Origin of the sequence: Pantoea sp. Cy-639 (assembly GCF_011752525.1) — a bacterium.
GTDB lineage: Bacteria > Pseudomonadota > Gammaproteobacteria > Pseudomonadales > Pseudomonadaceae > Aquipseudomonas.
In genome coordinates, this window is sequence record NZ_VWXI01000002.1 from 372,396 (window position 1) to 390,212 (window position 17,817).

Here is a 17,817-nt window from a genome sequence, read left to right on the forward strand (position 1 = left end):
TGTCAGCGGTCCTTCAACAGGGCCAGCACCGCCTCGGCCGCCTGGTTGGAGGCGTCACGGCGCAGGGTTCGGTGAATCTGATCGAAGCTCTCGGTCTGCTGCGAGCCATCGGCGACCAGCGGTGCCAGGGTCTGTGCCAGGGCTTCGCTGGTGGCGGCATCCTGCAGCAGCTCAGGCACCAGCAGACGCTGGGCCAGCAGGTTCGGCAACGACACGTAGGGGCTCTTGACCAGGCGCTTGAGAATCCAGTAAGTCAACGGCGCCAGGCGGTAGGCCACCACCATCGGCCGCTTGTACAGCATGGCCTCCAGGGTCGCGGTGCCGGACGCGATCAGCACCGCGTCACAGGCCGCCAGCGCGTTGTGCGACTGGCCGTCGAGCAGGGTCAATGGCAGCTCGCGCCCTTCCAGCATCTGTTCGACCTGGGTCCGGCGCGCGGCATTGGCGCACGGCAGCACGAAACGCACCCCCGGCACCAGTTCGCGCAAACGCTGGGCAGCATCGAGGAACAAGGCCCCCAGGCGCCCGACCTCACCGCCCCGACTGCCCGGCATCAGGGCAATGACCGGACCTTCGCCCAGCCCCAGTTCGGCACGCGCCGCACCACGGTCGGCCTCGAGTGGAATGGTGTCGGCCAGCGGGTGGCCGACGAAACGCACCGGCACGCCCTGCTCTTCATAAAAGCGCGCTTCGAACGGCAGCAGCGTGAGCATCAGGTCACAGCCTTCGCGGATCTTCAGCACACGCTTCTGCCGCCAGGCCCAGACCGACGGGCTGACGTAGTGCACCGTCTTGATCCCGGCCTGACGCAACTTGAGTTCGATATTGAGGGTGAAGTCCGGCGCATCGATACCGATGAAGACATCGGGCTTTTCGTCGATCAGCGTCTGGATCAGCGCCTTGCGCCGCTTGAGCAGCTCGCGCAGGCGTCCGAGCACTTCCACCAACCCCATGACCGCCAGGCGTTCCATGGGGAAGTAGGAAGTCATACCCTCGGCTTCCATCAAAGGCCCGCCAACACCGATGAAACGCACATCGGGATGACGGGCCTTGATGGCGCGCATCAGGCCGGAACCAAGAATGTCGCCGCTGGCCTCGCCCGCGACCAGCGCAACGCAGAGCGGGGCCATGTCAGCGGGTGATGCCGCGGGCGGAGGCGATGATCGACTGGCGGAACACTTCGACTTCCGGGAACTGGCTCGCCAGCTCGTCCAGCTCCTTCATCGCCTCTTCGACGGTTAGCCCTTGGCGGTAGACGATCTTGTAGGCGCGGCGCAGCGCATGCAGCACTTCATCGCTGAAGCCACGACGGCGCAAGCCCTCGAAGTTCATGCTGCGGGCTTCGGCAGGGCTGCCGAACACGGTGACATAGGCTGGCACGTCCTTGCCGATCGCCGTGCCCATGCCGGAGAAGGCATGAGCGCCGATGTGGCAATACTGGTGGACCAGGGTGTAGCCAGACAGGATCGCCCAGTCGCCGACATGCACATGACCCGCCAGCGCGGTGTTGTTGACCAGGATGCAGTGGTTGCCGATCACGCTGTCGTGACCGATATGGGCATAGGCCATGATCAGGTTGTGATCGCCCAGCGTCGTTTCCGCGCGGTCCTGGATGGTACCGCGGTGGATGGTGACGCCCTCGCGAATCACGTTGTGATCGCCGATTACCAGGCGGGTCGGCTCACCCTTGTACTTCAGGTCAGGGGTGTCTTCACCGATCGACGAGAACTGGTAGATGCGGTTGTGCTTGCCGATACGGGTCGGCCCCTTGAGCACCACATGCGGACCGATGACGGTGCCCTCCCCGATTTCCACATCGGGGCCTACGATCGACCAGGGGCCGACCTCGACACCCTCGGCCAGCTTGGCCGAGGGGTCGATGATCGCCCGAGGATCAATCGAACTCATAGGGAGCGTTCCGCGCAGGTGATCTCGGCCGAGCAGACCTGCTTGCCGTCGACCAGGGCGCGGCATTCGAATTTCCAGATCATGCTCTTGCGGCTGAGGAACTTGGCTTCCAGCACCAACTGGTCGCCCGGCAGTACCGGCTGGCGGAAGCGCAGCTTGTCGGAACCGACGAAGTAGTAAAGGGTGCCATCAGCCGGCTTGGTGTCGAGCATCTTGAAGCCGAGAATCCCGGCCGCCTGGGCCATTGCCTCGATAATCAGCACGCCCGGCATGATTGGATGCGCCGGGAAGTGGCCGTTGAAGAACGGCTCGTTGATGCTGACATTCTTGTAGGCACGAATGCTTTGAGCCTCGACATCCAGATCCGTGACCCGGTCCACCAGCAGGAACGGGTAACGGTGAGGCAGGTATTCGCGAATCTCGTTGATGTCCATCATTTCGGGGGGAAGCCTGTAATAAGAATAGGGAGCGCAGGGACTGACCTCACGCTCCTTTTGCAGATCCAAAGAGGAGCCAGCTAGCGACAGTTGACGCGTGCTCAGGGAATGGTATCAGCCTTCTGATGTCGGCTGGCCAGCCAAGGTCACGGTGTCGACACGTTTTTCCAGCTGCTGGAGACGTTTGGACATCTCGTCCAGCTGGCGAATACGCGCGGCGCTCTTGCGCCATTCGGCCAGGGGTTGCATGGCCGTGCCGGACGAATAACCGCCCGGTTCGGTGATCGAACGCGTCACCATGGTCATACCGGAAACGAACACGTTGTCACAGACGTCGATGTGACCGACCATCCCGACGCCGCCGGCGATCATGCAGTGCTTGCCGATCTTCGTGCTGCCGGAGATGCCGACGCAGGCCGCCATCGCAGTGTGGTCGCCAACCTGGACGTTATGGGCGATCTGGATCTGGTTGTCGAGCTTGACGCCATCGCCGATACGGGTATCGGACAACGCGCCACGGTCGACCGCAGTGTTCACGCCGATCTCCACGTCATCGCCGAGGGTGACCCCGCCGATCTGGGCGATCTTGCGCCAGATGCCTTTCTCGTTGGCGAAACCGAAGCCCTCGCCACCGATCACCGCACCCGACTGGATGACCACGCGCTTGCCGATGGTCACGTCGTGGTAGAGCGTGACACGGGGAGCCAGCCAACCGCCTTCGCCGATCACGCAACGGGCACCGATGAAACAGTGCGCACCCACGGTGACATTGGCACCGATGCGGGCACCGCTTTCGATGACCGCGAACGGACCGACGCTGGCGCTGACATCCACGTGCGCGTCCTCATGCACCACGGCGCTGGGATGAATGCCCGCCACAGCCTTGGGTTTCGGATCGAACAGGTGGGAAATGCGTGCGTAGGCCAGGTAGGGGTCCGCCACGATCAGAGCATTGCCGGTAAAGCCTTCGGCGTCCTCGGCCTTGAGCAGCACCGCACTGGCCTGGGACTCGTCCAGGAACTTGCGGTACTGCTTGTTGGCGAGGAAGCTCAATTGTCCGTGGCTGGCTTCCTGCAAGGTGGCCAGCCCGGTGATTTCCAGCGCCTCGGGGCCGTTCAACGTGGCCCCGAGGGCCTCGGCCAGCTGGCCGAGTGTCATCATCACGGTCATATCAACGCGCTTGGTTCATGCGCTCGATGACTTGGCGGGTGATGTCGTACTGCGGTTTGACATCGATGACCGCACCGCGCTCGAGCACCAGATCGTAGCCGCCCTTCTTGATCACTTCCTCGACGGCACCGTCCAGCTTGGGCTTGAGCTGCTTGAGCATGTCGCGATCGGCAACGGCCTTGGCTTCGTTCAGTTCCTTGGACTGGAACTGGAAGTCACGGGCCTTCTGCTTGAACTCGAGCTCCAGGCGCTCACGCTCTGGCTGAGGCATCTTGTCGCCGCCCTTGATCAGACGGTCCTGGATACCCTTGGCGCTGCTTTCCAGGCCCTTGAGCTTGGTCAACTGCGGACCGAACTTCTTCTCGGCGTCGACAGCGTACTTCTTGGCCGCGTCGGATTCGAGCAGGGCCATCTGATAGTTCAGCACCGCTACCTTCATTTCAGCAAAAGCCGGGGTGGCGACAAGCGCCGCGGCCACGATGGCCAGTTTGGTCAACTTACGCACGATGCACTCCTGGATAATTCGTTGTCGTTGTACGCGGGCCGACCTCAGAAGGTCTGGCCCAGAGAGAATTGGAACACTTGCGTATCGGCGTCGGATGGCTTCTTGACCGGCATCGCCAGGCTGAAGCTCAACGGGCCCAGGGCGGTAATCCAGGTCACACCCAGACCGACCGAGCTAGCCATGTCGGAGAAGCCGGGCTTGGAGCAGCTAGGCTTCGAGCCACAGTTGGTATCGAACACGTTACCGACATCCCAGAACACGGACGTACGCAGCGAGCGCTGATCCTTGACGAACGGCAGTGGGAACAGCAACTCGACACCGCCCTGGACGAGGACGTTGCCACCGAACGGCAGCGGATCCTGGTCCGGGTCGGCCACGGTGCCACGGTTGCCCGTCACTGCCGCGCCACGGCTTGGCGTACTGCGCGGACCGAGGGTGCTGTCCTTGAAGCCACGTACCGAGTTGAAACCACCCGCGTAGTAGTTCTCGTAGAACGGCAGGCCGGAGGTCGAACCGTAGCCGTCACCATAGCCCAGCTCGGTGTGCAGGCGAAGGGTGTAGTCGTTGCTCAGCGGCTTGAACAGCTGGCCACGGTAGTCAAGCTTGTAGAACGACAGGTCGCTGCCCGGCACGGTGGTTTCCAGGGTCAGACTCTGGGAATGACCACGGGTTGCCAGCACGCCTTTGTTCAGCGTGGATTCGGACCAGCCGATCGACGCCTTGAAGTTCAGGAAGTTGTCGCCTTCGTCCTGGAGGAACTTGAAGATCTCGTCGACGGTGTAGCGGCCGGTCTTGATCTTGTCCTGCTGCACGGTCAGGCCGTAGGTCAGACGCGAAGTCTCGCTGATCGGGTAGCCAAGGCTGACACCGGCGCCGAGGCTGTCCACCGCATAGCTTGCCACGTCGACGTCAAGGTCGTCGTAGTTGGTGCTGCGATAGAAGGCGTTGTAGCCCAGGCTCACGCCATCGGCGGTGAAGTAGGGATCAACGAAGCCAAAGTTATAGCGAGTCTGGTATTCCGAACGGGTCAGACCGATGGAGACCTTGTTACCGGTACCCAGGAAGTTGTTCTGGCTGATCGAGCCGCCAAGGATCAAACCCGCGCTCTGGGCGAAGCCCACGCTGGCGGTGATCGAGCCGGAAGCCTGCTCTTCGACGCTGTAGTTGACGTCGACCTGGTCGTCGGTACCAGGCACCGGCGGCGTCTCGACGTTGACTTCCTTGAAGAAGCCCAGGCGCTCGAGACGGGTCTTGGACTGGTCGATCAGGTAGGTCGAGGCCCAGCCGCCTTCCATCTGGCGCATCTCGCGGCGCAGCACCTCGTCCTCGGTCTTGGTGTTGCCGCGGTAGTTGATGCGGTTGACGTAGGCGCGCTTGCCCGGATCGACGACGAACATGATGTCGACGGTGTGATCCTGGTCGTTCGGTTGCGGCACGCCGTTGACGTTGGCGAAGGTATAGCCTTCGTTACCCAGGCGACGGGTGATCAGGTCGGAAGTGCTGGTCATCACCTTGCGCGAGAATACCTGGCCCGGTTGCACCAGCAGCAGCGAACGGACCTGGTCTTCCGGCACCTTCAGGTCACCGGAGAGCTTCACGTCGCGAACGGTGTACTTCTCGCCTTCGTTGATGTTGACGGTGATGTAGACGTGCTTCTTGTCCGGGGTGATCGACACCTGGGTGGAGGCGATGTCCATGTTGATGTAGCCGCGGTCCAGGTAGTAGGAACGCAGGCGCTCCAGGTCACCGGACAGTTTCTCGCGGGCGTACTTGTCGTCGTTCTTGAAGAACGACAGCCAGTTGGTGGTCTTGAGCTCGAACAGCTGCGACAGCGTTTCGTCGTCGAACACCGTGTTGCCCACCACGTTGATGTGCTGGATCGCGGCCACGGTGCCTTCGTTGATCTTGATCTTCAGGCCGACGCGGTTGCGTGGCTGCGGTACGACTTCGGCGTCGACCTCGGCCGAGTAGCGGCCCTGGGCGACGTACTGGCGCTGCAACTCGTTACGCACGCCTTCGAGGGTCGCGCGCTGGAAGATCTCGCCTTCGGCCAGGCCCGACTGCTTCAGGCCCTTCATCAGGTCTTCGGTGCTGATCGCCTTGTTGCCTTCGATCTCGATGCTCGACACCGACGGGCGCTCGACCACGTTGATGATCAGGACATTGCCGTCGCGGTTCAGCTGGATGTCCTGGAAGAAGCCAGTCTTGAACAGCGAGCGAGTCGACTCGACCAGACGCCGGTCATCGACCTGGTCACCGACGTTCAGCGGCAACGCGCCGAAGACGCTGCCGGCGGACACCCGCTGCAGGCCGTTGACACGAATATCGGAGATGGTGAAGGACTCGGCGTGAACTTCAGCGATCATCAGTGCGGAGAGCACCGCAGTTAGCAGCAGACGTTTCATGAAGTCCTTTTATTCCAACTGGCAATAAACAACCTGCCGTGAAGAAACGGCAGGTTTTCGCGATTGAGCGAAGCTTTTATAGTCGACCCAGATCGTTGATCAGGGCGAGCAGCATGACCCCGACGACCAAACTGACACCGATCTGGACCCCCCAACCTTGCACCCGATCAGAGAGCGGACGACCGCGCGCCCACTCGATCAGGTAGAACAGCAAATGCCCCCCATCCAGTACTGGGATGGGCAGCAGATTCAGAACCCCCAGGCTTATGCTCAGATAGGCCAGGAAATTCAGGAAATCCCCAATGCCGGACTGGGCCGAAGCGCCCGCCACTTTAGCAATGGTTATCGGTCCGCTCAAGTTTTTTACCGAGAGCTCCCCGAACAGCATTTTCTTCAGCGACTCGAGGGTCAGGACACTCATGTTCCAGGTCCGCGACAGCCCCTCGCCCACCGCCTCCAGAGGCCCGTAGCTGACTTCGCGGAGCATCTGCGCCGGCCATTGGGCAGCTTTCACCCCAGCCCCGAGATACCCCCCGGACGCTTGCCCTTCCCCCTTGCGCGCCAGCGTCACCGGCAACTCCAGCTGCGTACCATCGCGTTCTATACGCAGGCTGACCTTGCGCTCGGGGCGGGCACGCACCGCATCGACCACCTGCTGCCAGTCGCCCAGTGCGACACCGTCGAGCGCCAGCAGCGTATCGCCGGTCTTCAGCCCTGCGGCAGCGGCCGGCCCTTTCGGGTCGATCTCGGCCAGCACCGGCGCTACCGCTGGGCGCCACGGACGCAAGCCCAGGGACTGGATCGGATCAGGCTCGTCGACGCCCTTGAGCCAGTGAGTCAAGGTGATCTCGCGACTACGCTCGACACTTGCCCCCTCTTCACGCACCCCCACCTTGAGCGTGCCGCTCTCACCAAGGCGACGCACCAACTGCAGATTGACCGCCGACCAACCGTTGGTCGGCTTGCCGTCGATGGACACGATTTCCTCGCCGACGCTCAGCCCGGCACTCGCCGCCAGGCTGCCCGGCTCGATGGCGCCGATGACCGGGCGCACCTGCTGGGTGCCCAGCATGGCGATGAGCCAGAAGAACAGGATGGCCAGCAGGAAGTTGGCAATCGGACCAGCGGCGACAATGGCGATACGCTGGCGCACCGACTTGCGATTGAACGCCTGCCCGAGCTGCGCCGGCGACACCTCGCCCTCGCGCTCGTCGAGCATCTTGACGTAGCCACCCAGCGGAATCGCCGCGACCACGAACTCGGTGCCATGCCGATCATGCCAGCGCAGCAGCGGCGTGCCGAAACCCACCGAGAAACGCAGCACCTTGACCCCGCAGCGCCGCGCCACCCAGAAGTGGCCGAACTCGTGGAAGGTGACCAGCACACCTAGGGCGACCAGGGTGCCGACAATCATGTAGAGCGCAGTCATGTCCAATCTCCGGATGACGTTCAGCGGAGCCGGTCGGCGCCGGTCAGCGACCGTGGCGCCGCAGCCACTCCCGGGACAGCTCCCGGGCACGCTGATCGGCGGCGAACACCGCGTCGAGGGTGGCAAGCGGCACCACCGGCTCCTGGTCGAGCACCTGCTCGATCATACCCGCGATCTCCGGGAAGCGGATACGCCCCTGGAGAAACGCATCCACCGCCACTTCGTTGGCGGCATTGAGCACGGCCGGCGCACTGTGACCAGCCTCGGCAGCCTGACGCGCCAGGCGCAGGCAAGGGAAGCGCTGTTCGTCGGGCGCCTGGAAATCCAGACGGGCGATGGCGAACAGATCGAGCGGCGCGACCCCCGAATCGATACGCTCCGGCCAAGCCAGAGCGTTGGAGATCGGCGTGCGCATATCCGGGTTGCCCAACTGGGCCAACACCGAACCATCGACATAGTCCACCAGCGAGTGAATGACGCTCTGCGGGTGCACCACCACCTCGATCTGCGCAGGCTTGGCATCGAACAGCCAGCAAGCCTCGATCAATTCCAGGCCTTTGTTCAGCATGCTCGCCGAGTCGACCGAGATCTTGCGCCCCATGGACCAGTTCGGGTGGGCGCAGGCCTGCTCCGGCGTGACATCCAGCAAGGCCTCGGCCGGCGTTTCGCGGAACGGGCCTCCGGAGGCGGTCAGCAGGATCCGACGCACGCCGACAGCGCCAAGGCCGCGGGCATAGTCACCAGGCATGCACTGGAATATCGCGTTGTGCTCGCTGTCGATCGGCAACAGCACCGAACCACTGCGGCGCACCGCATCCATGAACAACGCCCCTGACATGACCAGGGCTTCCTTGTTGGCCAGCAGCACCTTCTTGCCCGCCTCGACGGCAGCCAGGGTCGGACGCAGGCCGGCGGCACCGACGATGGCAGCCATCACCGTGTCCACCTCGCCGGCAGCCGCCACCTGGCACAGCCCACCCTCGCCTTCCAGCACTTCGGTGGCGCAGCCGGCAGCCGCCAGCCCTTCACGCAGACGCACGGCGGCGTCGCTGGAAGGCACCACGGCATAGGCCGGGCGGTGGCGTACGCACAGGGCCAGCAACTCGTCGATACGCGAGAAGCCGCTCAAGGCGAACACCTGATAGCGATCCGGATGACGAGCGATGACATCCAGGGTGCTCAAACCGATGGAACCGGTGGCACCCAGCACGGTGATACGTTGCACGCGAGTCACAGCACACCCCATTCGGCAGCCCACAGCAGTACGGCGAACATCGGCACGGCCGCGGTCAGGCTGTCGATGCGATCGAGCACGCCACCATGGCCTGGCAGCAGATTGCTGCTGTCCTTGATGCCCTCGCGGCGCTTGAACATGCTTTCGGTCAGGTCACCGACCACCGAAGACATGACCACTATCGACGCGCCCAGCAGCCCCAGCAGCAACTGGCCGATAGACCAGTCGCGAACCAGGCCGACGCCCAGAGTGATCAGCAGGCTGACCAGCAGGCCGCCATACACGCCCTCCCAGCTCTTGCCCGGGCTGACCTGTGGCGCCAGCTTGCGCTTGCCGAAGGCACGCCCGGAGAAGTAGGCACCGATGTCGGCAGCCCAGACCAGCACCATGACGGCCAGGATCAGCCCATTGCCCAACGGCCAGTGCTTGAGCAGCACCAGCCCCTGCCAGGCCGGCAACAGCACCAGCAAGCCGATCAGCAGGCGACAGGCGGCGCTGCTCCACAGTTCGTTGCTGCGCGGATAGGTCAACACCAGCCAGGTGGCCAGCGCCCACCAGATCACCGAAGCGCCCAGCACCCAGGGTGCCAGCTCCGGCAGGACGTACAGCAGCATCAGCGCCCCGGCCACCACGGCGGCATAGGCGATGCGCAGCGGCTGGGCCATCAGGCCGGCCAGGCGCGCCCATTCCCAGGCACCGAGCGTCACCACGAAGCCGATGAACAGGGCGAAATCCCCACCGTTGAGCAGGAAGAATCCACCCAGCGCGATCGGCAGCAGGATCAGCGCGGTAATGATGCGTTGTTTAAGCATTAAGCACGGGCTCCAGCCTCGACCTGCTCGCTGGTCTTACCGAAGCGGCGCTGGCGCGAGGCGAAATCGGCTAGCGCGTTGCGCATGGCCTCGTGTTTGAAGTCCGGCCAGTACAGGTCGGAGAAATACAGCTCGGCATAGGCCAGCTGCCACAGCAGGAAGTTGCTGATGCGATGCTCGCCACCGGTGCGGATGCACAGGTCGGGCAGCGGCAGGTCACCGGTGGCCAGGCAGGTCTGCAGCAGGCCCGGGGTGATGTCCTCCGGGCGCAGATGCCCGGCCTGGACCTCTCGCGCCAGACGCTGAGCGGCCTGGGCGATATCCCACTGCCCACCATAGTTGGCGGCGATCTGCAGGATGAAGCGGTCGTTGCCGGCCGTGATGGCCTCGGCCTCGCGCATCGCGGCCTGCAGCTCGGGATGGAAGCGCGAGCGATCACCAATGATCCGCAGGCAGATGTTGTTCTCGTTCAGGCGCTTGGCCTCGCGACGCAGCGCCGAGAAGAACAGCTCCATCAACGCACCGACCTCTTCGGCCGGGCGTTGCCAGTTCTCGCTGGAGAAGGCGAAGAGCGTGAGCACCTCGACCTTCGCCTCGGCGCAGACCTCGATCACCGCCCGAACGGCATCCACGCCGGCCTTGTGCCCGGCGACGCCGGGCAGCAGGCGCTTCTTCGCCCAGCGGTTGTTGCCATCCATGATGATCGCGACATGGCGCGGCACCGAGGACGGCGCCGCTGACTTGGTCTTTTCCATTAAAAAACCCCGGCCTTAGACGGCCATCAGGTCCTTTTCCTTGGCCTTGAATGCCGCATCGACTTCTGCGACGAACTTGTCGGTCAGCTTCTGGATGTCATCCGCTGCGCGACGCTCTTCGTCTTCGCTGATTTCCTTGTCCTTGGTCAGCTTCTTCAGATCGGCCAGGGCGTCACGGCGCACGTTGCGCACAGCGACCTTGGCGTCTTCGGCCACGCCGCTGGCCTGCTTGGTGTAGCCCTTGCGGGTTTCCTCGGTCAGGGCAGGCATCGGCACACGGATGGTGGTGCCGGCGCTGGACGGGTTCAGGCCCAGGTCGGAGGTCAGGATGGCCTTCTCGATGGCGGCGCTGAGGTTCTTGTCGTGGGCGACGATCTTCAGGGTACGGGCGTCCTCGACGGTGATCGCGGCCACCTGGTTCAGCGGCATGTCGCTACCCCAGGCCGGAACCTTGACGCTATCCAGGATGCTCGGGTGGGCGCGACCGGTGCGGATCGCCGCCAGGTTGCGACCCAGGGCCTCGATGGACTTGGTCATGCGCTCCTGCGCGTCTTTCTTGATGTCGTTGATCATGCTTCGCCTTCCTCGATCAAAGTACCTTCAGCGCCACCCACCACGATGTTCAGCAGGGCGCCAGGCTTGTTCATGTTGAATACCCGCAATGGCATCTTGTGGTCGCGGCACAGGCAGATTGCGGTCAGGTCCATGACGCCGAGCTTGCGGTCGAGCACCTCGTCATAGGTGAGGTGATCGAACTTCTCTGCGTGGGGATCCTTGAACGGATCGGCAGTGTACACGCCGTCGACCTTGGTCGCCTTCAGCACGACGTCGGCATCGATTTCGATGGCGCGCAGGCAAGCTGCGGAGTCGGTGGTGAAGAACGGGTTGCCGGTACCGGCGGAGAAAATTACCACATCACCCGAGTTCAGGTGACGAATAGCTTTGCGACGATCGTAATGATCGGTGACACCGACCATCGAAATGGCCGACATGACCAGGGCCGGGATATTCGAACGCTCCAGCGCATCGCGCATGGCAAGGCCGTTCATCACGGTAGCCAGCATGCCCATGTGGTCGCCGGTGACGCGATCCATGCCAGCCGCGCTGAGCGCCGCGCCACGGAACAGGTTGCCACCACCGATCACCAGGCCGACCTGGACACCGATCCCTACCAACTGGCCAACTTCCAGGGCCATGCGGTCCAGCACCTTCGGGTCGATCCCGAAGTCTTCCGAGCCCATCAGGGCCTCGCCGCTAAGTTTGAGCAAAATGCGTTTATAGCGAGGTTGGCGACCACTCACCTGCTGAGCCATTGCGAGTCTCTCCTGCGGCGTACTTTTAAGATATTCGTGCGAGCTGCTTGCAGCCCGCTAACTGTAGCGCGGCACCGCTTCGGTGCCAGCAAGGCCAGGTTTCACAAACCTTTCCTCGCTTTGACAAAGAGGCTGCGCGCGTGAGCGGGCAGCCTCTTTGGGGCGACAGACGGGGCTGTCTTACTGCTTGGCAGCAGCTACCTGGGCAGCAACTTCGGCAGCGAAGTCGTCAACCGGCTTCTCGATGCCTTCGCCAACCTTGAAGTAGGTGAAGGAAACGATTTCGGCACCGGCTTTCTTGGCCAGCGCGCCGACCTTGACTTCCGGATCCATCACGAAGGCTTGCTCTTTCAGCGAGGCTTCGGCTTTGAACTTGGAGATACGACCGTTGATCATGTTTTCAACGATGTTTTCCGGCTTGCCGGCGATCTTGTCGGCGTTCAGCTGCAGGAAGACGTTCTTCTCGCGCTCGATGGCCTCGGCGGAAATTTCCGACGCATCCAGGAACTCTGGGTTCGAAGCAGCAACGTGCATGGCAATGTTCTTGGCCAGCTCGACGTCGCCGCCTTTCAGGACAACGACAGCACCAATCTTGTTGCCGTGCAGGTAGGCGCCGACAACGTCACCCTCAACGCGCGCCAGGCGACGGATGTTGACGTTTTCGCCGCACTTGGCGACCAGGGCTTCACGAGCAGCTTCGCGCGAGGCGATCAGCGGAGCGGCGTCGGTCAGCTTCTGGGCGAAGGCTTCTTCGATGCTCTCGGCAACGAAGTTCTTGAAGTCGTCTTGCAGGGCCAGGAAGTCGGTCTGCGAGTTCACTTCCAGCAGGACGGCGGATTTACCGTCGGTCTTGACGGCGATAGCGCCTTCAGCAGCGACGTTGCCAGCCTTCTTGGCAGCCTTGATGGCGCCCGAGGCACGCATGTCGTCAATGGCTTTTTCGATGTCGCCGCCAGCCTTTTCCAGGGCCTTCTTGCAATCCATCATGCCTTCGCCGGTACGCTCGCGCAGTTCTTTGACCAGCGCCGCAGTAATTGCTGCCATTTCAAAATCCTCTTGGAAAGTTTTTCAACCATTCCACCCGCTGTTCACGGGCGTTAAATTCTGCAAATCGCTGCTTTTATATCAGCTCGCCCATGATGCGGGGCCGTTGCTGACAGCAGGATTTCAAGGTGGCAAAAAGGGGGCCAAGCCCCCTTTTTGCGTGCCAAGTAGACGCTAAGCGTCAATTACTCAGCAGCAGGTGCAGCCGCTTCTTCAGCGTAGACTTCGGTGCCGCCGGCAACATTGTTGCGGCCGCGGATGATGGCGTCAGCCATCGAAGTCATGTACAGCTCGATGGCGCGAATGGCGTCGTCGTTACCTGGGATCACGTAGTCAACGCCTTCCGGGCTGCTGTTGGTATCGACAACGCCGATAACCGGGATGCCCAGCTTGTTGGCTTCGGTGATGGCAATGCGCTCGTGGTCGACGTCGATCACGAACAGGGCATCAGGCAGGCCGCCCATGTCCTTGATACCACCCAGGCTGCGGTCCAGTTTTTCCAGATCGCGGGAACGCATCAGGGCTTCTTTCTTGGTCAGCTTGGCGAAAGTGCCGTCTTCGGCCTGGGTTTCCAGGTCGCGCAGACGCTTGATCGAAGCGCGGATGGTCTTGTAGTTGGTCAGCATGCCGCCCAACCAACGGTGATCAACGTATGGCGAACCAGCGCGAGCAGCCTGCTCGGCGACGATCTTGCCGGCGGAACGCTTGGTGCCGACGAACAGGATCTTGTTCTTGCCCTGGGCCAGGCGCTCTACGAACGACAGAGCGTCGTTGAACATCGGCAGGGTTTTTTCCAGGTTGATGATGTGGATCTTGTTACGCGCGCCGAAAATGAACTTGCCCATTTTCGGGTTCCAGTAACGGGTCTGGTGGCCGAAGTGCACACCGGCCTTCAGCATATCGCGCATGTTGACTTGGGACATGATAGTTCCTTGATAAGTCGGGTTGGGCCTCCACGTATCCCAATGACCAACCCGCGTCTCCAAGAGGAGTCGGGGCACCCAGGCCATCGTGTCGACACGTGTGTGGGTTTGAGCTTGCGAAGGACCTCCTCCGAAAGCGGCGCATGTTATACCACAGACCACGGACGAACGGAACCCGGATGATGCAGCGTCCGTCAGTGGTTTTTGCAGCGACCCGCCTTTGGGGCCAGAATGCCTTCAATAGCCCACCGGATCGCCGGGATTCTCCCATGGGATCCCGCCAGATCGCCGCCGCGCTCTGGTAGAATCCGGCCTTTCCCGTTCGTTCGCGCCGCCCGCGGCGCCGTAGAGAGCCTGTAATGACCGTCACCATCAAGACCGCAGAAGACATCGAGAAGATGCGCATCGCCGGCCGCCTGGCCGCCGAAGTGCTGGAAATGATCGAAGAGCACGTCAAGCCCGGCGTCACCACCGAAGAGCTCGACCGCCTGTGCCACGACTACATCGTCAACGTCCAGCAGGCCATCCCGGCGCCCCTCAACTACAAGGGCTTCCCCAAGTCGATCTGCACCTCGATCAACCACGTGGTATGCCACGGGATCCCCAATGACAAGGCCCTGAAGGACGGCGACACCATCAACATCGACGTCACCGTGATCAAGGACGGCTACCACGGCGACACCAGCCGCATGTTCCACGTCGGCAACGTCGCACCGTGGGCCGAGCGCCTGTCGGCAGTCACCCAGGAATGCCTGTACAAGGCCATCGAGCTGGTCAAGCCGGGCTGCCGCCTGGGCGACATCGGCGAGGTGATCCAGAAGCACGCCGAGAAGAACGGTTTCTCGGTAGTCCGCGAGTTCTGCGGCCACGGCATCGGCAAGGTGTTCCACGAAGAACCGCAGATCCTTCACTACGGCCGCGCCGGCACCGGCATGGAGCTCAAGGAAGGCATGACCTTCACCATCGAGCCGATGATCAACCAGGGCAAGGCCGACACCAAGGTGCTGGGCGACGGCTGGACCGCCATCACCAAGGACCGCAAGCTCTCGGCCCAGTGGGAGCACACCCTGGTGGTGACCGCCACCGGTTACGAGATCTTCACCCTGCGCAAGGACGACACCATTCCGCGCACTTCGGCCTGACTCTCCTCGACAGGAACGCGACTCGATGCCCCAGGTGGATCCCGAGCTGTTCGACCGCGGCCAGTTCCAGGCGGAACTGGCCCTCAAGGCAAGCCCCATCGCCGCCTTCAAGAAAGCCATTCGCCTGGCCGGCGAGGTGCTCGACAAGCGTTTCCGGGAAGGCGGCGAGATCCGCCGACTGATCGAGGACCGCGCCTGGTTCGTCGACAACATCCTGCAACAGGCGTGGAACCAGTTCGACTGGGGCAACCCCGACGGCATCGCCCTGGTCGCGGTCGGTGGCTACGGCCGTGGCGAGCTGCACCCGTATTCCGACATCGACCTGCTGATCCTGCTCGAGGCCGCCGAGCACGAGCAGTACCGCGAGGCCATCGAGCGCTTTCTCACCCTACTGTGGGACATCGGCCTGGAGGTCGGCCAGAGCGTGCGCACCCTCGACGAGTGCGCCGAACAGGCCCGCGCCGACCTCACCATCATTACCAACCTGATGGAGAGCCGTACCATCGCCGGCCCCGAGCCACTGCGCCAGCGCATGCTCCAGGCCACCAGCACCGAACACATGTGGCCGAGCAAGGAGTTCTTCCTGGCCAAACGCGCCGAACTCAAGGCTCGCCACCACAAGTACAACGACACCGAGTACAACCTCGAGCCCAACGTCAAGGGCTCGCCCGGCGGCCTGCGCGATATCCAGACCGTGCTGTGGGTAGCCCGCCGTCAGTACGGCACGCTGAACCTGCACGCCCTGGCCAACGAGGACTTCCTGCTGGAGAGCGAGAGCGAGCTGCTGGCCTCCTCCCAGGCCTTCCTCTGGCGCGTGCGCTACGCCCTGCACATGCTCGCCGGACGCGCCGAGGACCGGCTGCTGTTCGATCACCAGCGCAGCATCGCCAGCCTCCTGGGCTATCACGACGACAACCCCAAGCGCGCCATCGAACAGTTCATGCAGCAGTACTACCGGGTGGTGATGAGCATCAGCCAGTTGTGCGACCTGATCATCCAGCACTTCGAGGAAGTCATCCTCGCCGACGACAGCGGCACCACGCAGCCACTCAACGCCCGCTTCCGCGTGCATGACGGCTATATAGAAGCGGTAAACCCGAACGTGTTCCGGCGTACCCCGTTCGCCATGCTGGAAATCTTCGTGCTACTGGCCCAGCACCCCGAGATCAAGGGCGTGCGCGCCGATACCGTGCGCCAGTTGCGCGAGCACCGGCACCTGATCGACGACAAGTTCCGCAACGACATCCGCAACACCAGCCTGTTCATCGAGCTGTTCAAGTGCGCGATCGGCATCCACCGCAACCTGCGGCGGATGAACCGCTACGGCATCCTCGGCCGCTACCTGCCGGAGTTCGGCCTGATCGTCGGGCAGATGCAGCACGACCTGTTCCACATCTACACCGTGGATGCGCACACGCTCAACCTGATCAAGCACCTGCGCAAGCTGCAGTACACCCCGGTATCGGAGAAATTCCCGCTGGCCAGCAAGCTCATGGGCCACCTGCCCAAACCCGAGCTGATCTACCTGGCCGGGCTGTACCACGATATCGGCAAGGGGCGTCAGGGCGACCACTCCGAGCTCGGCGCGGTGGACGCCCAGCAGTTCTGCGAACGCCACCAGCTCCCGGCATGGGACAGCCGGCTGATCGTCTGGCTGGTGCAGAACCACCTGGTGATGTCCACCACCGCCCAGCGCAAGGACCTGTCCGACCCACAGGTGATCAACGACTTCGCCCTGCACGTGGGCGACGAAACGCGCCTGGACTACCTCTACGTGCTCACCGTGGCCGACATCAACGCCACCAACCCCAGCCTCTGGAACTCCTGGCGCGCCAGCCTGCTGCGCCAACTCTACACCGAGACCAAGCGCGCCCTGCGCCGCGGCCTGGAGAACCCGCTGGACCGCGAGGAACAGATTCGCCAGACCCAGAGCGCGGCACTGGACATCCTGGTGCGCGAAGGCACCGACCCGGACGATGTCGAACAGCTATGGTCGCAACTGGGCGATGACTATTTCCTCAAGCACACCGCGGCCGACGTGGCCTGGCATAGCGACGCGATCCTCCAGCAGCCGGCCGACAGCGGCCCTTTGGTACTGATCAAGGAAACCACCCAGCGCGAGTTCGAGGGCGGCACGCAGATCTTCATCTATGCCCCCGACCAGCACGACTTCTTCGCCGTGACCGTGGCGGCCATGTCGCAGCTCAACCTGAACATCCACGACGCCCGGATCATCACCTCGAGCAGCCAGTTCACCCTCGACACCTACATCGTGCTCGACAATGATGGCGGCTCGATCGGCGACAACCCGCGGCGGGTCAGGCAGATCCGCGACGGCCTCACCGAAGCGCTGCGCACCCCCGAGGACTACCCCGCGATCATCCAGCGCCGGGTGCCGCGCCAGCTCAAGCACTTCAATTTCCCGCCCCAGGTGACCATCCTCAACGACGCCCAGCGCCCGGTGACCATCCTCGAGATCACCGCCCCCGACCGCCCCGGCCTGCTGGCACGGATCGGGCGGATCTTCCTGGAGTTCGACATCTCGCTGCAGAACGCCAAGATCGCCACCCTCGGCGAACGGGTCGAAGACGTGTTCTTCATTACCGACGCCGACAACCAGCCGCTGTCCGACCCACAGCTGTGCAGCCGCCTGCAGGAGGCCATCGTCCAGCAGTTGCAGGCCGGCCAGGCCAGCGACGCCAGCCCCACCCGCATGACTTTTTGACGATAACGAGACCTT

General features: G+C 63.0%; 16 protein-coding genes. 2 read left to right on the forward strand and 14 right to left on the reverse strand.

What is annotated here, in order from left to right; genetic code table 11:
- Nucleotides 1-2 precede the first annotated feature (2 nt).
- The 14 genes from lpxB to rpsB all read right to left on the reverse strand — a co-directional run bounded on the left by lpxB (nt 3) and on the right by rpsB (nt 13,935).
- Nucleotides 3-1,130, reverse strand: a complete 1,128-nt coding sequence (lpxB, locus tag F3J43_RS03990) for a lipid-A-disaccharide synthase (protein ID WP_166883522.1) — start codon at nt 1,128-1,130, stop codon at nt 3-5.
- Between the two features lies 1 nt (nt 1,131).
- Nucleotides 1,132-1,908, reverse strand: a complete 777-nt coding sequence (gene lpxA, locus F3J43_RS03995; protein ID WP_166883523.1) for an acyl-ACP--UDP-N-acetylglucosamine O-acyltransferase — start codon at nt 1,906-1,908, stop codon at nt 1,132-1,134.
- Nucleotides 1,905-2,345 (reverse strand): 3-hydroxyacyl-ACP dehydratase FabZ, encoded by a 441-nt coding sequence (gene fabZ / locus F3J43_RS04000; RefSeq protein ID WP_166883524.1) that lies wholly within the window; start codon nt 2,343-2,345, stop codon nt 1,905-1,907. Before fabZ ends, lpxA begins: the two co-directional genes overlap by 4 nt.
- A 114-nt stretch (nt 2,346-2,459) precedes the next feature.
- Nucleotides 2,460-3,515 (reverse strand): UDP-3-O-(3-hydroxymyristoyl)glucosamine N-acyltransferase, encoded by a 1,056-nt coding sequence (gene lpxD / locus F3J43_RS04005; protein ID WP_166883525.1) that lies wholly within the window; start codon nt 3,513-3,515, stop codon nt 2,460-2,462.
- Between the two features lies 1 nt (nt 3,516).
- Nucleotides 3,517-4,020: an OmpH/Skp family outer membrane protein gene (locus tag F3J43_RS04010; protein ID WP_166883526.1), complete on the reverse strand. Its 504-nt coding sequence runs from the start codon at nt 4,018-4,020 to the stop codon at nt 3,517-3,519.
- A gap of 44 nt (nt 4,021-4,064) precedes the next feature.
- On the reverse strand, nt 4,065-6,425 hold the full coding sequence (gene bamA, locus F3J43_RS04015) for an outer membrane protein assembly factor BamA (protein ID WP_166883527.1): 2,361 nt from the start codon (nt 6,423-6,425) through the stop codon (nt 4,065-4,067).
- Between the two features lie 76 nt (nt 6,426-6,501).
- Nucleotides 6,502-7,854, reverse strand: coding sequence for a sigma E protease regulator RseP (rseP, locus tag F3J43_RS04020; protein WP_166883528.1), 1,353 nt, complete (start codon nt 7,852-7,854; stop codon nt 6,502-6,504).
- A 43-nt stretch (nt 7,855-7,897) separates the two neighbouring features.
- On the reverse strand, nt 7,898-9,079 hold the full coding sequence (ispC, locus tag F3J43_RS04025; RefSeq protein WP_353618200.1) for a 1-deoxy-D-xylulose-5-phosphate reductoisomerase: 1,182 nt from the start codon (nt 9,077-9,079) through the stop codon (nt 7,898-7,900).
- Between the two features lie 5 nt (nt 9,080-9,084).
- Nucleotides 9,085-9,900: a phosphatidate cytidylyltransferase gene (locus F3J43_RS04030; RefSeq protein WP_166883530.1), complete on the reverse strand. Its 816-nt coding sequence runs from the start codon at nt 9,898-9,900 to the stop codon at nt 9,085-9,087.
- The gene (gene uppS / locus F3J43_RS04035) at nt 9,900-10,655 is read right to left on the reverse strand and encodes a polyprenyl diphosphate synthase (protein ID WP_166883531.1); all 756 of its coding nucleotides are present in this window, start codon (nt 10,653-10,655) and stop codon (nt 9,900-9,902) included. The genes F3J43_RS04030 and uppS overlap by 1 nt, the downstream gene beginning before the upstream one ends.
- Nucleotides 10,656-10,670: 15 nt before the next feature.
- Entirely contained in the window at nt 10,671-11,228 is a 558-nt protein-coding gene (gene frr / locus F3J43_RS04040; RefSeq protein ID WP_166883532.1) for a ribosome recycling factor, read from the reverse strand.
- Nucleotides 11,225-11,968, reverse strand: a complete 744-nt coding sequence (pyrH, locus tag F3J43_RS04045; RefSeq protein ID WP_166883533.1) for a UMP kinase — start codon at nt 11,966-11,968, stop codon at nt 11,225-11,227. The genes frr and pyrH overlap by 4 nt, the downstream gene beginning before the upstream one ends.
- A gap of 180 nt (nt 11,969-12,148) precedes the next feature.
- A complete protein-coding gene (gene tsf, locus F3J43_RS04050; RefSeq protein WP_166883534.1) occupies nt 12,149-13,012 on the reverse strand; it encodes a translation elongation factor Ts in 864 nt (287 codons plus the stop codon).
- A 185-nt stretch (nt 13,013-13,197) separates the two neighbouring features.
- Nucleotides 13,198-13,935 carry a 30S ribosomal protein S2 gene (gene rpsB, locus F3J43_RS04055; RefSeq protein WP_166883535.1) on the reverse strand — a complete coding sequence of 246 codons (738 nt, stop codon included), beginning with the start codon at nt 13,933-13,935 and terminating at the stop codon, nt 13,198-13,200.
- A gap of 359 nt (nt 13,936-14,294) precedes the next feature.
- Here rpsB and map point away from each other — a divergent pair, with 359 nt between their 5' ends.
- On the forward strand, nt 14,295-15,077 hold the full coding sequence (map, locus tag F3J43_RS04060) for a type I methionyl aminopeptidase (protein ID WP_166883536.1): 783 nt from the start codon (nt 14,295-14,297) through the stop codon (nt 15,075-15,077).
- Between the two features lie 25 nt (nt 15,078-15,102).
- Complete coding sequence (locus F3J43_RS04065; RefSeq protein ID WP_166883537.1) at nt 15,103-17,802, forward strand: [protein-PII] uridylyltransferase; 2,700 nt, start codon at nt 15,103-15,105, stop codon at nt 17,800-17,802.
- Nucleotides 17,803-17,817: the final 15 nt, after the last annotated feature.

Excerpts from the sequence above, each read along its gene's own strand:
- lpxB (WP_166883522.1), bottom strand. The coding sequence starts at position 1,130 with ATGGCCCCGCTCTGCGTTGCGCTGGTCGCGGGCGAGGCCAGCGGCGAC.
- lpxA (WP_166883523.1), bottom strand. The coding sequence starts at position 1,908 with ATGAGTTCGATTGATCCTCGGGCGATCATCGACCCCTCGGCCAAGCTG.
- fabZ (WP_166883524.1), bottom strand. The coding sequence starts at position 2,345 with ATGATGGACATCAACGAGATTCGCGAATACCTGCCTCACCGTTACCCG.
- lpxD (WP_166883525.1), bottom strand. The coding sequence starts at position 3,515 with ATGACCGTGATGATGACACTCGGCCAGCTGGCCGAGGCCCTCGGGGCC.
- bamA (WP_166883527.1), bottom strand. The coding sequence starts at position 6,425 with ATGAAACGTCTGCTGCTAACTGCGGTGCTCTCCGCACTGATGATCGCT.
- rseP (WP_166883528.1), bottom strand. The coding sequence starts at position 7,854 with ATGACTGCGCTCTACATGATTGTCGGCACCCTGGTCGCCCTAGGTGTG.
- F3J43_RS04030 (WP_166883530.1), bottom strand. The coding sequence starts at position 9,900 with ATGCTTAAACAACGCATCATTACCGCGCTGATCCTGCTGCCGATCGCG.
- uppS (WP_166883531.1), bottom strand. The coding sequence starts at position 10,655 with ATGGAAAAGACCAAGTCAGCGGCGCCGTCCTCGGTGCCGCGCCATGTC.
- frr (WP_166883532.1), bottom strand. The coding sequence starts at position 11,228 with ATGATCAACGACATCAAGAAAGACGCGCAGGAGCGCATGACCAAGTCC.
- pyrH (WP_166883533.1), bottom strand. The coding sequence starts at position 11,968 with ATGGCTCAGCAGGTGAGTGGTCGCCAACCTCGCTATAAACGCATTTTG.
- tsf (WP_166883534.1), bottom strand. The coding sequence starts at position 13,012 with ATGGCAGCAATTACTGCGGCGCTGGTCAAAGAACTGCGCGAGCGTACC.
- rpsB (WP_166883535.1), bottom strand. The coding sequence starts at position 13,935 with ATGTCCCAAGTCAACATGCGCGATATGCTGAAGGCCGGTGTGCACTTC.
- map (WP_166883536.1), top strand. The coding sequence starts at position 14,295 with ATGACCGTCACCATCAAGACCGCAGAAGACATCGAGAAGATGCGCATC.
- F3J43_RS04065 (WP_166883537.1), top strand. The coding sequence starts at position 15,103 with ATGCCCCAGGTGGATCCCGAGCTGTTCGACCGCGGCCAGTTCCAGGCG.